The organism is Variovorax sp. RCC_210, assembly GCF_041355175.1.
GTDB lineage: Bacteria > Pseudomonadota > Gammaproteobacteria > Burkholderiales > Burkholderiaceae_C > Variovorax.
In genome coordinates this window covers 206,198-223,958 of record NZ_JBFUPJ010000007.1, presented here as the reverse complement: position 1 = coordinate 223,958, position 17,761 = coordinate 206,198, and the positions used below count along the sequence as shown (strand labels likewise).

3 protein-coding genes are annotated in these 17,761 nt (G+C 71.6%); all 3 read left to right on the top strand.

The features are described 5' to 3' along the window. The first annotated feature begins 104 nt into the window (after positions 1–104). The 3 genes from AB6807_RS20875 to AB6807_RS20865 all read left to right on the top strand — a co-directional run bounded on the left by AB6807_RS20875 (position 105) and on the right by AB6807_RS20865 (position 17,760). Positions 105–13,889: a filamentous haemagglutinin family protein gene (locus AB6807_RS20875; RefSeq protein ID WP_371086077.1), complete on the top strand. Its 13,785-nt coding sequence runs from the start codon at positions 105–107 to the stop codon at positions 13,887–13,889. Positions 13,890–14,377: 488 nt separating this feature from the next. After that, positions 14,378–15,874, top strand: coding sequence for a ShlB/FhaC/HecB family hemolysin secretion/activation protein (locus AB6807_RS20870; RefSeq protein WP_371086076.1), 1,497 nt, complete (start codon positions 14,378–14,380; stop codon positions 15,872–15,874). Positions 15,875–15,939: 65 nt separating this feature from the next. Then, positions 15,940–17,760 carry a DUF2341 domain-containing protein gene (locus tag AB6807_RS20865; RefSeq protein WP_371086075.1) on the top strand — a complete coding sequence of 607 codons (1,821 nt, stop codon included), beginning with the start codon at positions 15,940–15,942 and terminating at the stop codon, positions 17,758–17,760. Position 17,761 lies beyond the last annotated feature (1 nt).

Here is a 17,761-nt window from a genome sequence, read left to right as displayed (position 1 = left end):
CCGCTTCGCTGTCATAGCTCGGTAGACCACGGGTCGCTCGCCTTCCGGGCGCGTGCTTCGTGGCATCGATTCGAGCAATGAAACACGAACCCATGGAAGTCCGCATGCAACGCAGCAGCACGGTGTCCCGGCGCAATCCGAACCCTTCTTTCTTCTTTCCGCAGGCGCGCCTCACGCCGCTGGTACACGCCATTGCGCTGATGCTCGCCGCCGGCGCCACGGCCGAGGGCGCGCACGCGCAGCAAGCCTTCAGCGGCGCGTGGATGGCGCAGAAGAACATGGCGCAGAACACGGCCGTGGCCACCGGGCGCCTGCCCAACGGCGTGGCCGCGTCCACGCTCACGAGCCCGCAGGCGCAGCAGCAGCGCGCGGCCGAGCAGTTGCAGCACTCCATCGGCAACCTGAACATCGCGGCGCGCGGCATCGCGGCGCAACAGGCGGCGCAAGAGGCGGCGCGCCGCGCGGCGCTGGAGAGCGGACAGGGCGGCGTGCCCGACGGGCTCGCCGAAGGCGGCCTGAAGGTCGACACCCAGAGCCTCACCGCCGGCTGGGCCAACGCCAACACGCCGGTGCCTTCGCAGGAAGGCGGCCGCGCCGTGGTCACCGTCACGCAGACAGCGGACAAGGCCATCCTGAACTGGGAGACCTTCAACGTCGGCAAGAACACCACGCTGAAGTTCGAGCAACAGCCCAGCTGGGCCGTGCTCAACCGCGTGAACGACCCCAAGGCCCGGCCCTCGCAGATCCAGGGGCAGGTGCAGGCCGAGGGCACCGTCATGGTGGTCAACCGCAACGGCATCGTCTTCAGCGGCAGCAGCCAGGTCGACACGCGCAACCTGCTGGCGTCGGCCGTGGGCATGACCGACGCGCAGTTCAAGCGCGGCCTCTACAGCCAGGCATTGGGCACAGGCTTCGTGCCCACGCTGGCCAACGACCTGAACGTGACGTCCACCGCGTCGTCGAACGGCAACGCCACCGCCGATGTGGTGGTGGAAGCCGGCGCGCGCATTTCCACGCGCAAGCCGCAGACCGTGACCGAGGGCGGCGGCTATGTGCTGCTGGCCGGGCGCGAGGCGCACAACCACGGCACCATCGCCACGCCCGGCGGCCAGACACTGCTCGCGGCGGGCGACAGCTTCGTCATCAAGAAGGGCATGGGCACCGACAGCAACCAGCAGTCGAGCACGCGCGGCAACGAGGTCACCCCGCTGCGCCTGAAGGACAGCAGCGCGGGCCGCGTCTCCAACTCGGGGCTGATCCAGGCGTTCACCGGCGACATCACGCTGACCGGCCACACGGTGGAGCAGGCCGGCGTGCTGGTGTCGAGCACCAGCGTGACCACGCGCGGCACGCTGCACCTGAACGCCGCCGGCGATGCCGACTCTCGCGTCACGCTGGCACCCGGCAGCGTGAGCGCGGTGCTGCTCGACAGCAGCAGCGCCAGCGCGCTCGACGTGCAGCGCGACGCGCTGCTGAAGGAGTCCGCGAACCTGTCCGACGGCGTGTACAACCGCCGCGACCAGTCGCTGGTGCAGATCGCATCGAGCGGCGACGTGGCCTTCGAGCCCGACTCGATGACGCTGGCCACCGGCGGCCAGGTGAACGTGAACGCCGCGCGCCGCATCCAGCTGGCCGAGCGCGCGGCCATCGACGTGGCGGGCGCGGTGGGCGTGAGCGTGGCCATGGCGTCGAACAACGTCGAGGTCAATGTCCAGGGCAACGAGCAGCGCGATGCGCCGGGCAACCGCGACAGCAAGAACCTCAACAACGCCACCCTGTGGGTCGACCGCCGCTACCTGGTGCGCGTGCCGGCCGGCACCAACGGCTACACCACCGAGCGCTGGTACACCGGCGGCGGGCTGCTGGAGGTTGGCGGCTACCTCAACACCGACGGCCACGGCATCGGCGAATGGGCCGCCTCGGGCGGCACCGTGGCCTTCGGCGGCGGCGAGCTGGTCACGCGCGCGGGCTCGGCCATCAACGTGTCGGGCGGCTCGGTGGACGTGCAGACCGGCGTCATCAAGCAGAGCTGGCTCATGGGCAAGGACGGGCGGCTCTACAACCTGGCGAGCGCGCCGGGCGACCTGCTGTACAGCGGCGTGTACCGCGGCTTCGAGAACCCGCACGAGCGCTGGGGCAAGAACACCACCGAGTACTTCTACAACCCGCTGATCGGCGCGCGCGAGCGGCTGGAAAACGGCTACACCTTCGGCCGCGACGCGGGCCGCGTCATCGTCGGCACCACCTCGGCGGTGCTCGAAGGCGACGTCGCGGCCACCGTGTTCCAGGGCGACCGCCAGCGCAACGCGCCCGACGCGGCGCTCGACGGCTACCGCCAGTCGCAGGCCGCGGCGCCGCGCGCGGGCCAGCTCGTCATCGGCCAGCTGCGCCCGTCGTTCAACACCGACACCGGCATGCTGCGCGACACCCCCAGCGCGCTGGCCGAGCGCATCGACATCGGCGGGGCACCTTCCGCGGCATCGTCCGTTGCCCAGGACCTGAAGCTCGAAGACGCGCTGCCCGAGGCGCTGAACGGCAAGATCAGGCTCGACGCCGGCTGGCTCAATGGCTTGCACCTGGGCGGCTTCAAGGCCTATGCCACGGGCGGCATCGCGGTCGATGCCGACGTGGCGGTGAGCAACGGCGGCGCCATCGCGCTGCACGCGACGCAGGTCGACATCAACGCCAACCTTTCGGCGCGCGGCGGCAGCATCGCGCTGGGGAACATGGTGAGCGGGCTGCAGGCCGGCAGCACTACGAACTGGCTCGACCAGCCGATTGCCACGGTGAAGCGCGAAGGCTATACGCCGGGCGTGAGCGTGCAGGGCGGCGTCATGCTCGACACGCGCGGCCTGTGGAGCAACCTGCGCGGCAACCCCGCGGACATCGCCGGCCTGCCGTACGTGAACGGCGGCAGCGTGGCCATCAGCAGCACCGGCGACGTGCGGCTGCATGCGGGCTCGGTGATCGACACCTCGTCGGGCGCGGCGCTGATGGCCGACGCCTCGGTGCTGGGCGGGCGCGGCGGCGACATCGCGCTGCGCTCGAACCAGTACGACAGCGACGGCCGCGGCACCGGCGGGCTGCTGCTCGATGGCGAGCTGCGCGGCCACGGCGTAAAGGGCGGCGGCACGCTGACAGTGGACACCGGCATCGGCGTCGCCATTGGCGGCGGCGTGCTCGCCAACGCGGGCCGGCTGACGGCGGGCGAAGCCGTGCCGGTGCACCTCACGCTGGCCGAGGCCTTCCGCATTCCGGCGGGCACCGTGCTGCCTGACGACTTCAGCTACGTCGCCAACACCGTGGCGCCGGGCGAGGCGCTGAAGTCGATGCCGGTGTTCTCCGACGCGCGCTCCTACACGCTGCCCGCCGCCTGGGTGGTGCCGCAGGCGACCGTGGCCTGGGAGTACGTGGTCGTCTACAGCAAGAGCGGCAGCATCTACCTGAGCGGCTTCACCGTGCCGGCCGGCACCGAGCTCGTCAACATCAGCGGCAAGATGGCGCCGGGCTACGTGGTGCCCGCGGCCGCGTTCCCCAACGGCATGCCGGTGGCCGACTACAACGCCACGGTGGCCGCGGGCACGGCTTTCGGGCGCGACGTGGTACTGGCCGAGGGCGCGCTGATGATGGCGGGCAACCGGCTGCCGGTCGACGTGGCGGTCAAGCCGCTGCTGGTGCTGGACGACCGCCTGTTCCAGAGCGGTTTCTCGCGCTACAGCGTGAGCGCCCAGCAGGGCGTGCAGGTGGCCGGCGGCGCGCGCATCGACGTGGCCATGCCCGTGCTGCGCGCCGACCCGGCCGCGGCGCGCGCCACGCCCACGGGTGCCGACCCGTCGGCGGTGCTGCAGCGCTGGCTGCCGCCGCTGTGGCAGGAAGACCCGCTGAAGGGCGTGCTCACGCAGCGCGCCGGCGCCGACCTGGCGCTCAACGCGGGCTCGGTCTACAGCCAGGCGCCGCTGGTGGTGGGCGAGGGCGCCGCGGTCTCGGTCGATCCGGGCCGCGCGCTCACGCTCACCGGCAACGCGCAGATCACCATCGACGGCACGCTCAACGCGTGGGGCGGGCGCATCGGCGTGCTGCCGGGCGGCTTCGGCACCGGCAACGACGTGAACCGGCCCTCGGGCGCGGCCAATGCCACGTCGATCTGGATCGGCGAGCACGCCGTGCTCGACGCCGCCGGCCGCGCCGACACGGCGGTCGATGCGAAAGGCCACGTCTATGGCCGCGTGGGCAAGGGCGGGCGCATCGACATCGGCGCGGCCTACGTCGCCGACGCGCGCCAGGTCGATGCCGCTGACGCTTTCGTGGTGGTGCGCCCCGGCGCGCGGCTCGATGCCTCGGGCGCCTCGGCGAACCTGGACCTGCCCGGGCGCGGCAGCGTGGAGGTGGCGAGCGACGGCGGCGTGATCTCGCTGGCCTCGTACCGCGGCCTGTTCCTGGACGGCAGCCTGCGCGCGGCGGCGGGCGGCTCCGCGGGCAGTGGCGCCGCGGGCGGCACGCTGGCGCTGAGCCTGGAAACACCCAACTACGGCGTGGTGGGCAGCCAGGACCTGAAGGGCATCAACGTGGACGACGCGGTGCGCGTGCCGCGCGAGCTGGTGCTGGCGCAGTCGCAAGGCGACAGCGGCCTCTCGGGCAACCTGAAGGCCGGCGAGCGCGAAACGGCCCTGGCCTACGGGCGCGCCCGCATCGGCGTGGACCGCATTGCCGCCGGCGGCTTCGGCAACCTGTCGCTGATGGCCAACGGCCTGGTGAGCTTCGACGGCGACATCGACCTGCGCATGGGCCAGAGCCTGCGCGTGACAGCCAGCGCCATCGACCTGGCCGAAGGTGCCAAGGCGGGTGCGCAGGTAAGGCTTGCCGCGCCATACATCCGCCTGGCCGGCAGCACACGCACGCAGGCCGACAACTACATCATGCCCAACCCCGTGCGCGGCTCGAAGAACGGCTGCGCGGGTGGCGGCGCGCTCGGCTTGCCTCTGGTGGACGAAGGCTCCAGCCTGTCGCTCGACGCGCAGCTGATCGACATCGTCGGCGTGGTCAACACCGGCGCGCGCGGCACCATCATCCAGAACGCAAGCACGCCGCTGGCGGTCGAGCGCCTGGCTTTCGACCAGATCGCGATGCGCTCCGGCGGCGACCTTCGCCTGTCGCAGGCGGCCACTTTCTACACGCCGGGCAACCTCACGCTGGCGGCGTCGCAGATCTACCCCGCGATGAACGACAGCGGCAGCTTCATGGTGGGCGAGCGCGGTGGCGTCGACTCCTACGGCACGCTGGTGCGCGAGTTCGACCCTGCGCGCAGCCTGACCATCGAGCGCAGCGACCCCTCGGCACCGTTGCCCGCGCAGCCTTACTCGGTGTTCGGCCGGCTGAGCTTCGCCGCGGCCGTGGTCAACCAGGGCGGCGTGCTGCGCGCGCCGCTGGGCGACATCACGCTGGGCTCCGTCGGGGGCGACTCGCGCACCGGCGAGGTCAACCTGCTGCCCGGCGGCGTCACCTCGGTCAGCGCCAACGGCCTCACGATGCCGTATGGCGGCACGCTCGACGGCCTGAGCTACATGCACGACGGCAAGGACGTGGCGTGGAAGGGCGTCGGCAACGACCCCTCGGTCACGCTGTCCGCCCATGCGGTGAACGTGCGCGAAGGCGCCGTGCTCGACCTGAGCGGCGGCGGCGAACTCACCGGTGCCGCGTTCCTCGCGGGCCGCGGCGGCTCGACCGATGCGCGCATGAACCCGCTGGTGCAGACCACCGCGCGCGGCACCTTCACGCTGCCGGGGCTGGCCACCAACCCGGTGTACGCCATCGTGCCCGGCGCGCAGCCAAGCTACGCGCCGCTGGTCAACGAGCACGGCGCGGGCGATCCGGCGCTGGGCCGGCAGATCACCATCGGCGCGGGCGTGCCCGGCCTGCCCGCGGGCACCTACACGCTGATGCCGTCCACCTTCGCGCTGCTGCCCGGCGCGTTCCGCGTGGAGCTCAACGGCCTGGCCGCCAGCCTGCCGCCTTCGGGCGTGACGGTGCCCATGCGCAACGGCTCCTATGCGGCCGCCGCGCAGCTGGGCACGGCCAACACCGCCGTGCACGACGCGCTGCCGACGCAGGTCTTTCTCACGCCGGCGGATACGCTGCGCAGCTACTCGCAATACAACGAGACCTCCTACGCCGGCTTCGCCATCGCGCAGGCCCAGCGCCTCGGCGTGCCGCGCCCGATGCTGGAGCGCGACGCGAAGATGCTGCGCTTCGACTTCGCAACGCCCGAGAGGGGAGGCGCCCTGGGCGATGCGCCCGCGCTGCGCTTCGCCGGCCGGGTGGACTACACGCCGGGCGAGGGCGGCTTCGGCGGCAGCACGCTGCTGGTGGGCGGCGGCGTGCGCTACGAGGTGCTGCCCGACGGCGCCACGCGCACGCCGGGGTTCGACGGCATCTCGGTCAATGCCGATGCGCTCAACGCGATCGGCGCGCCGCGCCTGGGCATCGGCGGGCTGCCCAGCGTGGACTTCACCGACTACACGGGCACCTCGCAGCGCGCCAACGTCGCGGGCTTTGCCACCGCCGCCGCCGACATCGTGCTGCGCGCGGGCGCGGTGCTGCGCGCGGGCGAGGTCTTTCTGGTCACCAACGACAAGCAGGGGGCCATCGTCGTCGAGCAGGGCGCGGGCATCAACACGCTGGGCCGCGGGCGCGCGGCCTGGGACTCGAAGGACGGCTTCGTGTACGCGCCCGGCTTCAACGGCGTGCTGGCGGTGTCCAACGGCTGGCTCGACCTGCTGGCGCCCAGCTTCAGCGGCTCGCCCGACACGGGCGCGGGCCGCATCGACATCGGGGCCTGCGCCACCGGCTCGCTGTGCCATGGCATCACGCAGCTCTATTCCGAAGGCACCATCGCGGCCTCGACCGACCAGAGCTTCGAGCTGCGCGACGCCTCGCGCTACGGCACGCGCAACCTGGTGCTGTCGGTGGGCGGCATCAACGTCGGCAGCGAGGCCGCGCTGGCCGACGCCGCCGCGCGCAACGCCTTGCCCCCGGGCCTGAAGCTGAACCAGGGCATTCTCGACCGCCTGCTGCGCGGCGACACCTCCAGCGGCGCGCCCGCGCTCGAAAACCTGGTGCTGACCGCGCGCGACGCCGTCAACTTTCACGATTCGGTCGAGCTCTCGACCATCGACCCCGTCACCGGCCGCTCGTCGCTCGAGCGCCTGGTGCTCACCGCGCCGGCCCTCTACGGAGCGGGCGGCGCCGATGCGCTGGCACGCATCCGCACCGACATCCTGGTGTGGAACGGCTCGGCCACGTCGCCGGGCCTCGTGGCCGCGGGCGGCGCGGGCAGCGGCAGCGGGCGGTTGCAGATCGACGCCCGGCAGATCGAGTTCGGCTACGGCCCAAGCAGCCGGCCCGACACGGTTCACGGCGCGGACCGGCTGGTGCTCGGCTTCGGCGAAGTGGTGCTCAACGCCAGCGAGCGCATCACGGCCAACCACACCGGCTCGCTGTCGGTGTACCAGTCGCAGGGCGCATGGGACGAGGCGCTCAAGGGCTACGCCTTCAGCGGCGGCAACCTGCGCATTCAGGCGCCGCTGCTCACCGGGCAGGCCGGCTCGGTCAACAAGATCAAGGCGGGCGGCGACATCGTGCTGTCGGCCCCGGCCGGCGGCATTGCGCCCGCGCTGTCCGGCCAGGCGCTGGCCGACGCGCTCGGCGCGGAGATCGGCCTGGACGCCGGCGGCAACCTCTCGCTCGACAGCCGCATCGCGCTGCCCAGCGGCAAGCTCACGGCCTCGGCCGGTCGCGATCTGCGGCTGGGCGACGGCGCGCAGATCGACCTGTCTGGCCGACGCATCGACTTCTTCGACGTGCCCAAGTACAGCTGGGGCGGCGACGTCATTCTTGAAAGCCGCGCCGGCGACGTGCGCCAGTCGGCCGGATCGCGCATCGACATGTCCGCCGAGCAGAACCGCGCGGGCAAGCTCACGGTGCTGGCGCTGGCCGAGAACGTGGGTGAAGGCGCGGGTCAGGGCGCGGGCACCATCGAACTGCTCGGGGCCATCGCGGGCGCCAGCAGCGGCGGCTACGACGCAGGCGGCACGCGCGTGCCGTATGCGGCCGGCGGCGCGGACATTCGCGGCCAGCGCATCGAGGACTTCACGGGCCTGAACCGCCGCCTGAACGAAGGCGGCGTGTTCGGCAGCCGCAGCTTCCAGCTCAAGCAGGGCGACCTGGTGCTGGGCGACGAACTCAAGGCGCGCGAGATCAGCGTGTCGGTCGACGGCGGCCGGCTGGCCGTCAACGGCACGGTGGACGCGAGCGGCGAGCAGGTCGGCAGCATCCGCCTGGCAGCGCGCGACGGCGTGCACATCGGCGGCGCGGCCTTGCTCGACGCGCACAGCCGCGTGCTGCGCGTGGACAGCTACGGCCAGGTGATAGAGGCGCCCAACCGCGCCGTCATCGAGATTGACGCGGGCAGCGGGCGCCTCGTGCTCGAAAGCGGCGCGCGCATGGACCTGCGCGCCGGCACCGACGGCATGAACGGCACGAACGCTACGAACGGCATACCGCAGTCCTTCGGCACCGTGGAGCTCAACGCGCAGCGCATCGGCGGCGCGCGCGGCAACGACATCGCCATCGACGCGACCGGGCAGTTGCGCATCGACGGCGCGCGCGCCGTCACCGTCAACGGTTCGTGGACCTACAAGGACGCCGCCTACGGCACCGACGCCACCGCCGACGGCCGTGCGTACCAGGTGGTGGACCAGGCCTACCTCGACGCCAAGCATGGCGACAGCACCGCCTTCATGGCCAACGTGCTGGCCAACGGCAACCTCATGAACACCCGGCTCGCCGGTCTGCGCGCCTACGGTGATGCCTTCCACCTGCGCCCCGGCGTGGTCATCGCGAGCGCCACGCCCGACGGCGACCTGCACATCGACGGCGACATCGACCTGTCGGGCCACCGCTATGCGAGCGTCAATCCGCGCACGCCGCTCACCGCCACCTACGGTTCGGGCGAGGCCGGTGCGCTGGTGCTGCGCGCGGGCGGCAACCTGAGCGTGTACGGCAGCATCACCGACGGCTTCGACACCTCGGTGCTGCAGCCCACGCCGAGCGACAGCGGCTGGGTGCTGGTGAAGGGCCGCGTGCCCTGGGGCGGCGACGTGGTCGTGCCGCGCGGCGGCATGGCCGAGCTGGCCGAAGGTACCTTCTTTCAGCCGGGCCGCACGCTGAACTACGCGCTGCCCATGCAGGCCATGAGCCTGCGCGCGGGCACCGTGCTGGCAACGACCGCCACGCTCTCGCAGGACTTCGTGCTGCCCGCGGGCACGGTGCTCGGCGGCGCGGTGCGCGACGCGGCCGGCAACGTGCTGCATGCGGCGGGCAGCGTGCTGGCGCAGGCCGTCACGCTGCGCACAGGCATGAAGCTCGACGCCGGCAACCGCCTGCCGGGCGACGCCCGCGTCGCGGCCATGACCTGGCCGGCCGGCGTGCCGCTGCCGTTCCCCCCGGGCGCCATCAACGACACCCCGAGCCCCGACTACAACGGCGACGGCCTGCCCGACGTGCCCGTCAACGGCGTGGTGCTGGCCGGCTCGCTCAAGCTGGCCAGGGGCGCGATAGTGCCCGCCGAGACCCTGGTGAAGCTGCCCGGCGACGTCGACTTCGTCAACCTGCGCCCGGCCGACGCCAACGGCAACCAGGGACGCAACCTCGCCCTGGCGCCGATGCTGGCCGAGGGCTCGCAGTCGTGGTCGATGCGCCTGGTGGCGGGCGCCGACACGCAGGCCGCCGACACCCGCGCGCTGCGCCCGCGCGGCGCCAACGGCCGGCTGCTGATGGCCGACACGCACTACGGCATGGGCAACGGCCTGGTGCTGCAGGCGCCGATACCGGGCGTGGCGGGCAACTACTACTGGATGGGCGACTCGCAGAACCAGATCGGCGCCGCGCCGGGCACGCTCATCGATGTCGACGAGTGGGGCGGCGAAGAGGCGCTTTTGAGCCTGAACGACATGGGCCTGGGCAACCTCGTGACCTGGGCGCCGCTCGGCTCCCTGCCCAAGACCGTGCCGGTGCCGGCCACGCAGCAGCTCTTCAGCGTGCTGCGCACGGGCACCGGCGACCTCGACCTGCTCTCGGGCGGCGACTTCACCATGAGCTCGCCCTACGGCGTGTACACCGCCGGCACGCAGGCCAAGGGTGTCGCCGCGGCGTACAACCTGCCACGCGCCCAGGTCGACGGCAGCGTGCTCGGCCCCGACGGCACGGCCTTCGAGGCCTTCGTGGACGGCGGTGCGCAAAGCCTGTACCGCGCGTGGTATCCGGAGCACGGCGGCAACGTGCTGGTGCGCGCGCAGGGCGACGTGCGCGGCGACCTCGTCGGCAAGCCGACCCAGGCGCGCACCGAAGCCATCGGCCCGGTGCGCCCGATGCCCGCGAGCACCGACGTGGGCAACTGGCTGTGGCGCCAGGGCACCGGCAGCGCCGTGGCCGGCAGCGAGGGCGTGCCCACCGCATGGTGGATCAACTTCGGCAGCTACGTGCCCGGCGCGAGCACGGCATACAACCTGTTCGGCACGCAGCCGTACATGACCGGCTTCACCGGCATCGGCACGCTCGGCGGCGGCAACCTCGTGCTGGAGGCCGGCGGCGACGCCGGCATGCTGACCCGGCGCATGGACCTTGCCGGCAGCTTCGTGTCGCGCAGCACCGGCCTGAACCTGGTGGTGGCCGGCACGGGCCGCGTGTCGGCCGACCGGCAGCAGCTCAGCCTCACCGGCGGCGGCGACCTCGACGTTCGCATCGGCGGCGGGCTCAATCCGGTGGTCGAGCTGCGTGCCTTCCCCATCGGCGACAACCCCACGCCGCAGTCGCTGTACCAAGGCAGCCGGCAGGACCTCAACAGCACCTTCGTCAACCTGCGCGGCGCATTGCGCGTGCAGGCCGGCTCCGTCGGCGGCATCGAGCTGCGCTTCGACCGCGCCGACCCCGAGGAGTCGCGCGCCTACCAGGTCTACACCGCCACCTCGTCCATCGCCGGCGGCGGGCCGCTGCTGGTGACGGGCGACGCGGCGGTGCGCATCGACACGCGCGGCGACCTCGTGCTGGGCAGCGTGGGCGACGCGGGCCGCGTCGCGCAGTTCAACAACGGCACGCCGTTCGTCGGCGAAGGCGTGCGGCGCGAGGGCGACGGCTACAGCTGGTTCTCGCTGTGGACGCCGGCCAGCGCCATCGACCTGTTCGCCGCGGGCGGCAACCTCGCGCCGTCGAGCGCCATCGTCGGCGAGCGCTTTCGCGGCGACGGCCAGGCCACGGACGGGCGCTACGTGGTGCCCTCGATGTTCCGCGCGGTCGCGGCCAGCGGCAGCCTGTTCTATGGCAACTCGATCACCGGCGCGGTCGACGGCAGCAACAAGGCCGTGCAATCGCCCGTGGGCGTCATGCTGGCGCCTTCGCCCGTGGGGCCCCAATTCACCCATGAGGGCGCGGGCCAGCTGGAGCTGATGGCGGGCGATTCGATCTATGCCGGTGGCTACGCCTTCACGCAGTCGGGCGCCGACCCGCGCGGCCTGCCGAGCCCGTTCAACCCGGGCTTCAGCGGGAGCCTGGAGCGCAGTTGGTTCGGCGTGCGCAAGCTCAGCAACGTGAGCCCCGACGGCCTGCCGGCCAGCGTCTTCGTCGACACCTTCAGGCCCGGCGAGGGCAACCAGCGGTATCCGCTGTTCAGCCTCGAGTCGCCGAGCGCTTCGGGCTACGGCGCGACAGGGCAGCAGCCGGCGCGTTTCTATGCGCTAGAAGGCGACGTGATCGGCGTGCGCACCGGCTCCATCGTCTACCGCGGATCAGGCAGCTCGGTCGGCATCCCCGGCCCCTTGCCGACCTGGTACGAAGGCGGCGGCCCGGTGGCGCTGCGCGCGGGGCGCGACATCGTCAACGCGGGCAGCGGCCTGGGCGAGTACGACACGGCGCCGGTCGAGGCCCTGGGCTGGACCACGCAAATCAACCGCGCCGACGCGAGCGCGCCGCTCAAGCCCATCACGGTGGACCAGGGCAGCTCGCGCGGCAACCTGATCGTGCACAACAACCCCGACGACGTGTCGGTGGTGCAGGCCGGGCGCGACGTGCGCTACAGCACCTTCTACGTGGCGGGCCCCGGCCTGCTCGAAGTGACGGCGGGGCGCGACGTGTACATGGCCGACAAGGCCGAGCTGAAGAGCACCGGCGCCGTCGCGAACATCACGCCGGGCGACCGCAGCAGCGGCGCGGGCATCGTGGTGGCCGCGGGCGTGGGGCGCAACGGGCCGGACTACGCGGCCTTTGCGGCGCGCTACCTCGACCCGGCCAACCAGGCCGCCGCCGGCCAGCCGCTGGCGGACCAGCCCGGCAAGGCCGTGGCGGTGTACAGCGACCGCCTCACGCTGGCGGGTTGGCTGAAGGCGCAGTTCGGCTACGGCGGCGACGAGGCCGGCGCGCCGGCCTACCTGGCGGGCAAGCAGGCCGAGATCGAGCAGGCGCACGAGCAGTCCGCCGGCGGCGGTGGTGCTGGTGGCGGCGGAGCCCCCAACCGCGACCTGAGCCGCGAATACGGCCTGGCCAGCCAGCTGCACCTGGTCAACTGGCTCGAGGGGCGCTTCGGCGAGGGCCAGCGCAACGGCCTGGGCCTGCGCTTCGACGCCGCGTCGATGGACGCGCGCGCCTTCTTCGCGGCGCTGCCGGCCGAGCAGCAGCGCGCGTTCCTGCGCCCGGTGTACTACGCCGAGCTGAAGGCCGCGGGCCGCGAGTACAACGCCGCGGGCGGCCCGCGCGAGGGCAGCTACCTGCGCGGTCGCGAAGCCATCGCCACGCTGTTTCCCACGCACGACGCGCAGGGCCGCGCCATCGACTACCAGGGCGACCTCACCATGTTCAGCAGCGCGCTGTACTACGAGAACTACGTCGACCGCACCTTCACGACGCGGCCCAAGACCGGTGTGAAGTACATCTCGAAGGCGGAGTGGGTCGCCATCGGCAGCCCGGGCTACAACGTGCCGCACTACGAGGTGCAGGACGCGGGCGTCCACACCGACTTCGGCGGCGACATTCGCCTCATGGTGCCGGGCGGGCGCACGCTGGTGGGCGTGGACGGCGGCTTCGTGCCGGGCGAGGGCTCGGGCGTGCTCACGCAGGGCGCGGGCGAGATCGAGATCTTTTCCAACGGCAGCATCCTGCTGGGCCAGAGCCGCGTCTTCACCACCTTCGGCGGCAACATCTTCGCGTGGTCGGCGCAGGGCGACATCAACGCCGGGCGTGGCTCCAAGTCGACCGTGGTCTACACGCCGCAGCGGCGCGCCTACGACGACGTGGGCCTGGTGAGCCTGTCGCCCACCACGCCCAACACGGGCGCGGGCCTGGCCACGCTGAACCCGCTGCCCGAGGTGCCGCCGGGCGACATCGACCTGATCGCCCCGCTGGGCACCATCGACGCGGGCGAGGCCGGCATTCGCGTGTCGGGCAACGTGAACCTGGCGGCGCTGCGCGTGGTGAACGCGGAGAACATCCAGGTCAAGGGCCAGTCGGTGGGCATTCCGACGATCGCGGCGGTGAACGTGGGCGCGCTCACCAACGCCAGCGCCGCCGCATCGCAGGCCGCCTCCGCCGCGCAGGACGTGCTGCAGCGCGAGCGCACGGCGCAACGCCAGGCGCTGCCTTCGGTGTTCACCGTGCGCGTGCTGGGCTTCGGCAACGAAGGCGAGGGCGGCGGCGCAGGTTCGAGCAACAACGGCGCGCCGAAGGACCGCGACGCGCGCGCGGCCTACGACCCGAACGGCGTTGTGCAGGTGCTGGGCGCGGGCACGCTCACGGCGGCGCAGCGGCAGTCGCTCACGCCGGGCGAGCAGCGTGCGCTGAAGCAGTAGCAGAGGCAAGGAAAGCGGCCATCGAAAGCCGCGTCGATCCGCGCACCGCGCCGCGCTGATTTGATCGCCGCGTCACAAACGAAGGGCCTCCCATGCGGAGGCCCTTCTTCTTATGCGCCGCAAAACAGTGGCACCTGACCACGCCCCATTTTCTTGATGAAGTTTTCGTGACAAACGGCAGTCGCCGCGCGCGTGGCCCGTCTAGAGATACGTAAGCAAGTGCTGATGGATGTTTGTCATTGTCAGCACGCGCCAAGCGAGCTTCATCTTTGAGAACCGAGCTGTAAATGCATGAAATGAAGAAGAACGGCCCACCGATACGCTGGAGAGCGGTGTGGCTGGCAGTGATGGCAATGGGCGCCCAGGGAGCGGCCCTTGCCCAGGCCTCCGGGCCCTCCGCACCCCCTGCGAATCCGCCAGCGGCGGCGAGCGCTGCACCCGCTGCACCGGCCGCCGCGACACCCGCGGCACCGGCTGCCACGCCGGAGTTGACCCGCAAGGTCGACATCGCCGAATACATCGTGCGCGGCAACACCGTGCTCGACGCACGCGCCATCGAAAAGGCGGTCACGCCCTTCCTCGGCCCCGAGCGCACGCTGAAAGACGTGGAGGCCGCGCGCGACGCGCTGCTCGCGGTCTACCAGGCGGCGGGCTACCAGTCGGTGTACGTCGACCTGCCCGAACAGCAGGTCACGCAGGGCGTGGTGTTCCTGCAGGTCAACGAGACCCGCGTGGGCCGCGTGCGCGTGGTGGGCGCCGAGTACAACTCGCCGCTGGACGTGCGCGAGCAGGTGCCCGCGCTGAAGGAGGGCGGGGTGCCCAACTTCACGCAGGCACAGGCCGAGCTCACCGCGCTCAACCGCGGCCCCAAGCGCCAGGTGATGCCGCTGGTGCGCCAGGGCAGCCTGCCGGGCACGATGGACGTGGACCTGAAGGTCGACGACAGCAGCCCCTGGCGCGCCAGCGTCGGCCTGAACAACGACTACAGCGCCGACACGCGCAAGCTGCGCGCCAGCGCCTCGCTGGGCCACGACAACCTCTGGCAGATGGGCCACAGCGCCTCCATCAGCTTCTTCGGCGCGCCGCAGGACCTGAGCCAGACCAAGGTGTTCTCGGCCTCGTACAACGCGCCCTTCGCCGGCACCAACTGGGCGCTGGAAGCCAACGCCTACACGTCGGACAGCAACGTGGCCACCGTCGGCGGCACCAGCGTGCTGGGCAAGGGCCACTCGGTGGGCGTGAAGGCCATCTACACGCTGCCCAACGCGGGCAACTGGTGGCACGCCTTCAGCCTGGGCGTGGACTTCAAGAACAACAAGGAAGCGCTGCAGCTCAAGGGCACGGGCGACACCGTGCCACTGAAGTACGCGCCCATCACCCTGTCCTACACCGGCCTGCGCCAGACCGAGAAGAGCCAGTACGGCGTGGGCCTGTCGCTGGTGGTGGGCACCAGCAGCTCGTTCAAGTACGGCAGCGACTGGGCCGCCTTCGACTACAAGCGCTACAAGTCGTCGCCCAGCTTCATGGTGCTGAAGACCGACGTCAACGGCACCCACACCTTCGACGGCGGCCAGCAGCTGGGCTTCCGCGTGAACGCGCAAATGACCGATTCGCCGCTGGTCTCCAGCGAGCAGATCGCCGGCGGCGGCATGAACTCGGTGCGCGGCTACCTCTCGGCCGAGGCCACCGGCGACTACGGCGTGGTCGGCTCGCTCGAACTGCGCAGCCAGCCGCTCACCTTCCTGGGCAGCGGGGTCGAGGGCTGGCGCGTGTACGGCTTTGTCGATGCCGCGCGGCTGCGCCTGAAGAGCCCGCTGCCCGAGCAGGCGGACAAGTTCCAGCTCGCGTCGGTGGGCGTGGGCACGACCTTCAAGGTGGGGCAGTACTTCTCGGGCCGGGTCGATTTCGGCTACCCGCTGAAAGACGGCCCGCGCACCAAGCGGCACGACGCGAACGTGAATTTCAGCCTGACCGCGAACTACTGACGACGCGGCTGGCGGCCTTTTTCTTTTTCAATTTTTCTCTCTACGAGTTTTCCGGAGAACCTGTCATGCGACGCATTCTTTTCATCGTGCTCACGCTGCTGAGCACGCTCCTGCCGAGCCTGGCCCACGCCTGGTGGCAGCCCGAGTGGTCCTACCGCAAGCCCGTCACCATCGACGGCGGTCCGCAGGCCGGCGCCATCGGCAGCGATGCCGGGCGCGTGCCCGTGCTCGTGCGCCTGCACACCGGCAACTTCAAGTTCGAAGGCGTGAGCGAGACCGGCGCCGACCTGCGCTTCGTGGCGGCCGACGACAAGACCGTGCTGAACCACCAGATCGAGCAGTTCGATCCGCTGCTGGGCATTGCGCTGGTGTGGGTGGACGTGCCCAACGTGTCGGCCGGCACGCCGCAGAAGCTGTGGATGTACTACGGCAACCCCAAGGCCCCGGCCTCGGGCAACGGCCAGCGCAGCTTCGACCCCGACTACACGCTGGTCTACCACTTCGCCGAAGGCGCGGTGCCGCCGCGCGACACCACCGCCTACGCCAACAACGGCCAGACCGCGGTCGTGCCGGTGGAAGGCACCGTGATCGGCAAGGGCGCGCAGCTGGGCAACGGCGCGCTCATGCTGCCGGCCACGCCGTCGCTGGCCGTGCAGGCCGGCGGCACGCTCACCTTCTCGGCATGGATCAAGCCCGACCAGCTCGGTGCGCGCCAGGCCATCTACGCCCGCCGCGACGGCGCGGGTGAACTGGTGGTGGGCATCGACCAGGGCGTGCCCTTCGTGCAGGTCAACGGCCAGCGCAGCACGCCGGGCCAGCCGGTGCAGGCCGGCCAGTGGTCGCACATCGCGGTGAAGGCCGAGGGCGACAGCGTGGCGCTGTACGTCGGTGGACGCCCCACGGTGTCGGTGGCTGCCAAGCTGGCCGCGATGAACACGGCCGCCGCCATCGGCGCCGATGCACCGGCCGCTGCCCCGGCCCCGGCCGCCAACGCGACTGCCACGGCTGCTGCAGCCGCTGCAACCTTCGCGCCCTTCACCGGTGCCATCGACGAAGTGCGCCTGTCGAAGGTCGCGCGCACCGACGCGCTGCTGCTGGCCGACGCCGTCTCGCAAGGCGCCGAGTCTCGCCTGACCGTGTTCGGCCCCGACGAGCAGCAGGCCGGCAAGAGTCACTTCGGCTTCATCCTGGCCGCGATGCCGCTGGACGCGTGGATCGTGGTGGGCCTGCTGGGCCTGATGATGGCCGTGTCGTGGGCCATCATGATCGCCAAGGGCCGCCACTACGGCGCCACCGCGCGCGCCAACACCACCTTCATCGAGCACTTCCGCGAAGCCGCGGGCGCGCCGCTGGACCGCCTGGCCACCAACAACACGGTGCCGCAAGAGGTGCGCGCCGACTCGTCGCTGTGGCGCCTGTACGAAGTGGCGGTGGACGAGATGCGCCGCCGCCATGACCGCGGCTACGACCTGAGCGCGGTGTCCAGCGCCACCATCGGCGCCATCCGCGCCGCCATGGACGGCGTGATGGTGCGCGAGATCGAGCGCATGTCCAAGCGCATGAACTGGCTGTCGACCACCATCGAAGGCGCGCCGTACGTGGGCCTGTTCGGCACCGTGATCGGCATCATGCTGGTGTTCGTCGTGGCGGCCATGGCCGGCGCGGTGGACATCAACTCGGTGGCCCCGGGCATGGCGGCCGCGCTGCTGTGTACCGCCGCCGGCCTGGGCGTCGCGATTCCGGCGCTGTTCGGCTACAACTGGCTCGCCTCGCGCTCGGACGCCATCACCGCCGACATGGCCGTGTTCGTCGACGAGTTCGTCACGCGCCTGGCCGAAGAGCAGGGCGAAGGCCGCACGCTGCCCACGGCTTCGGCACGGGCCTGAG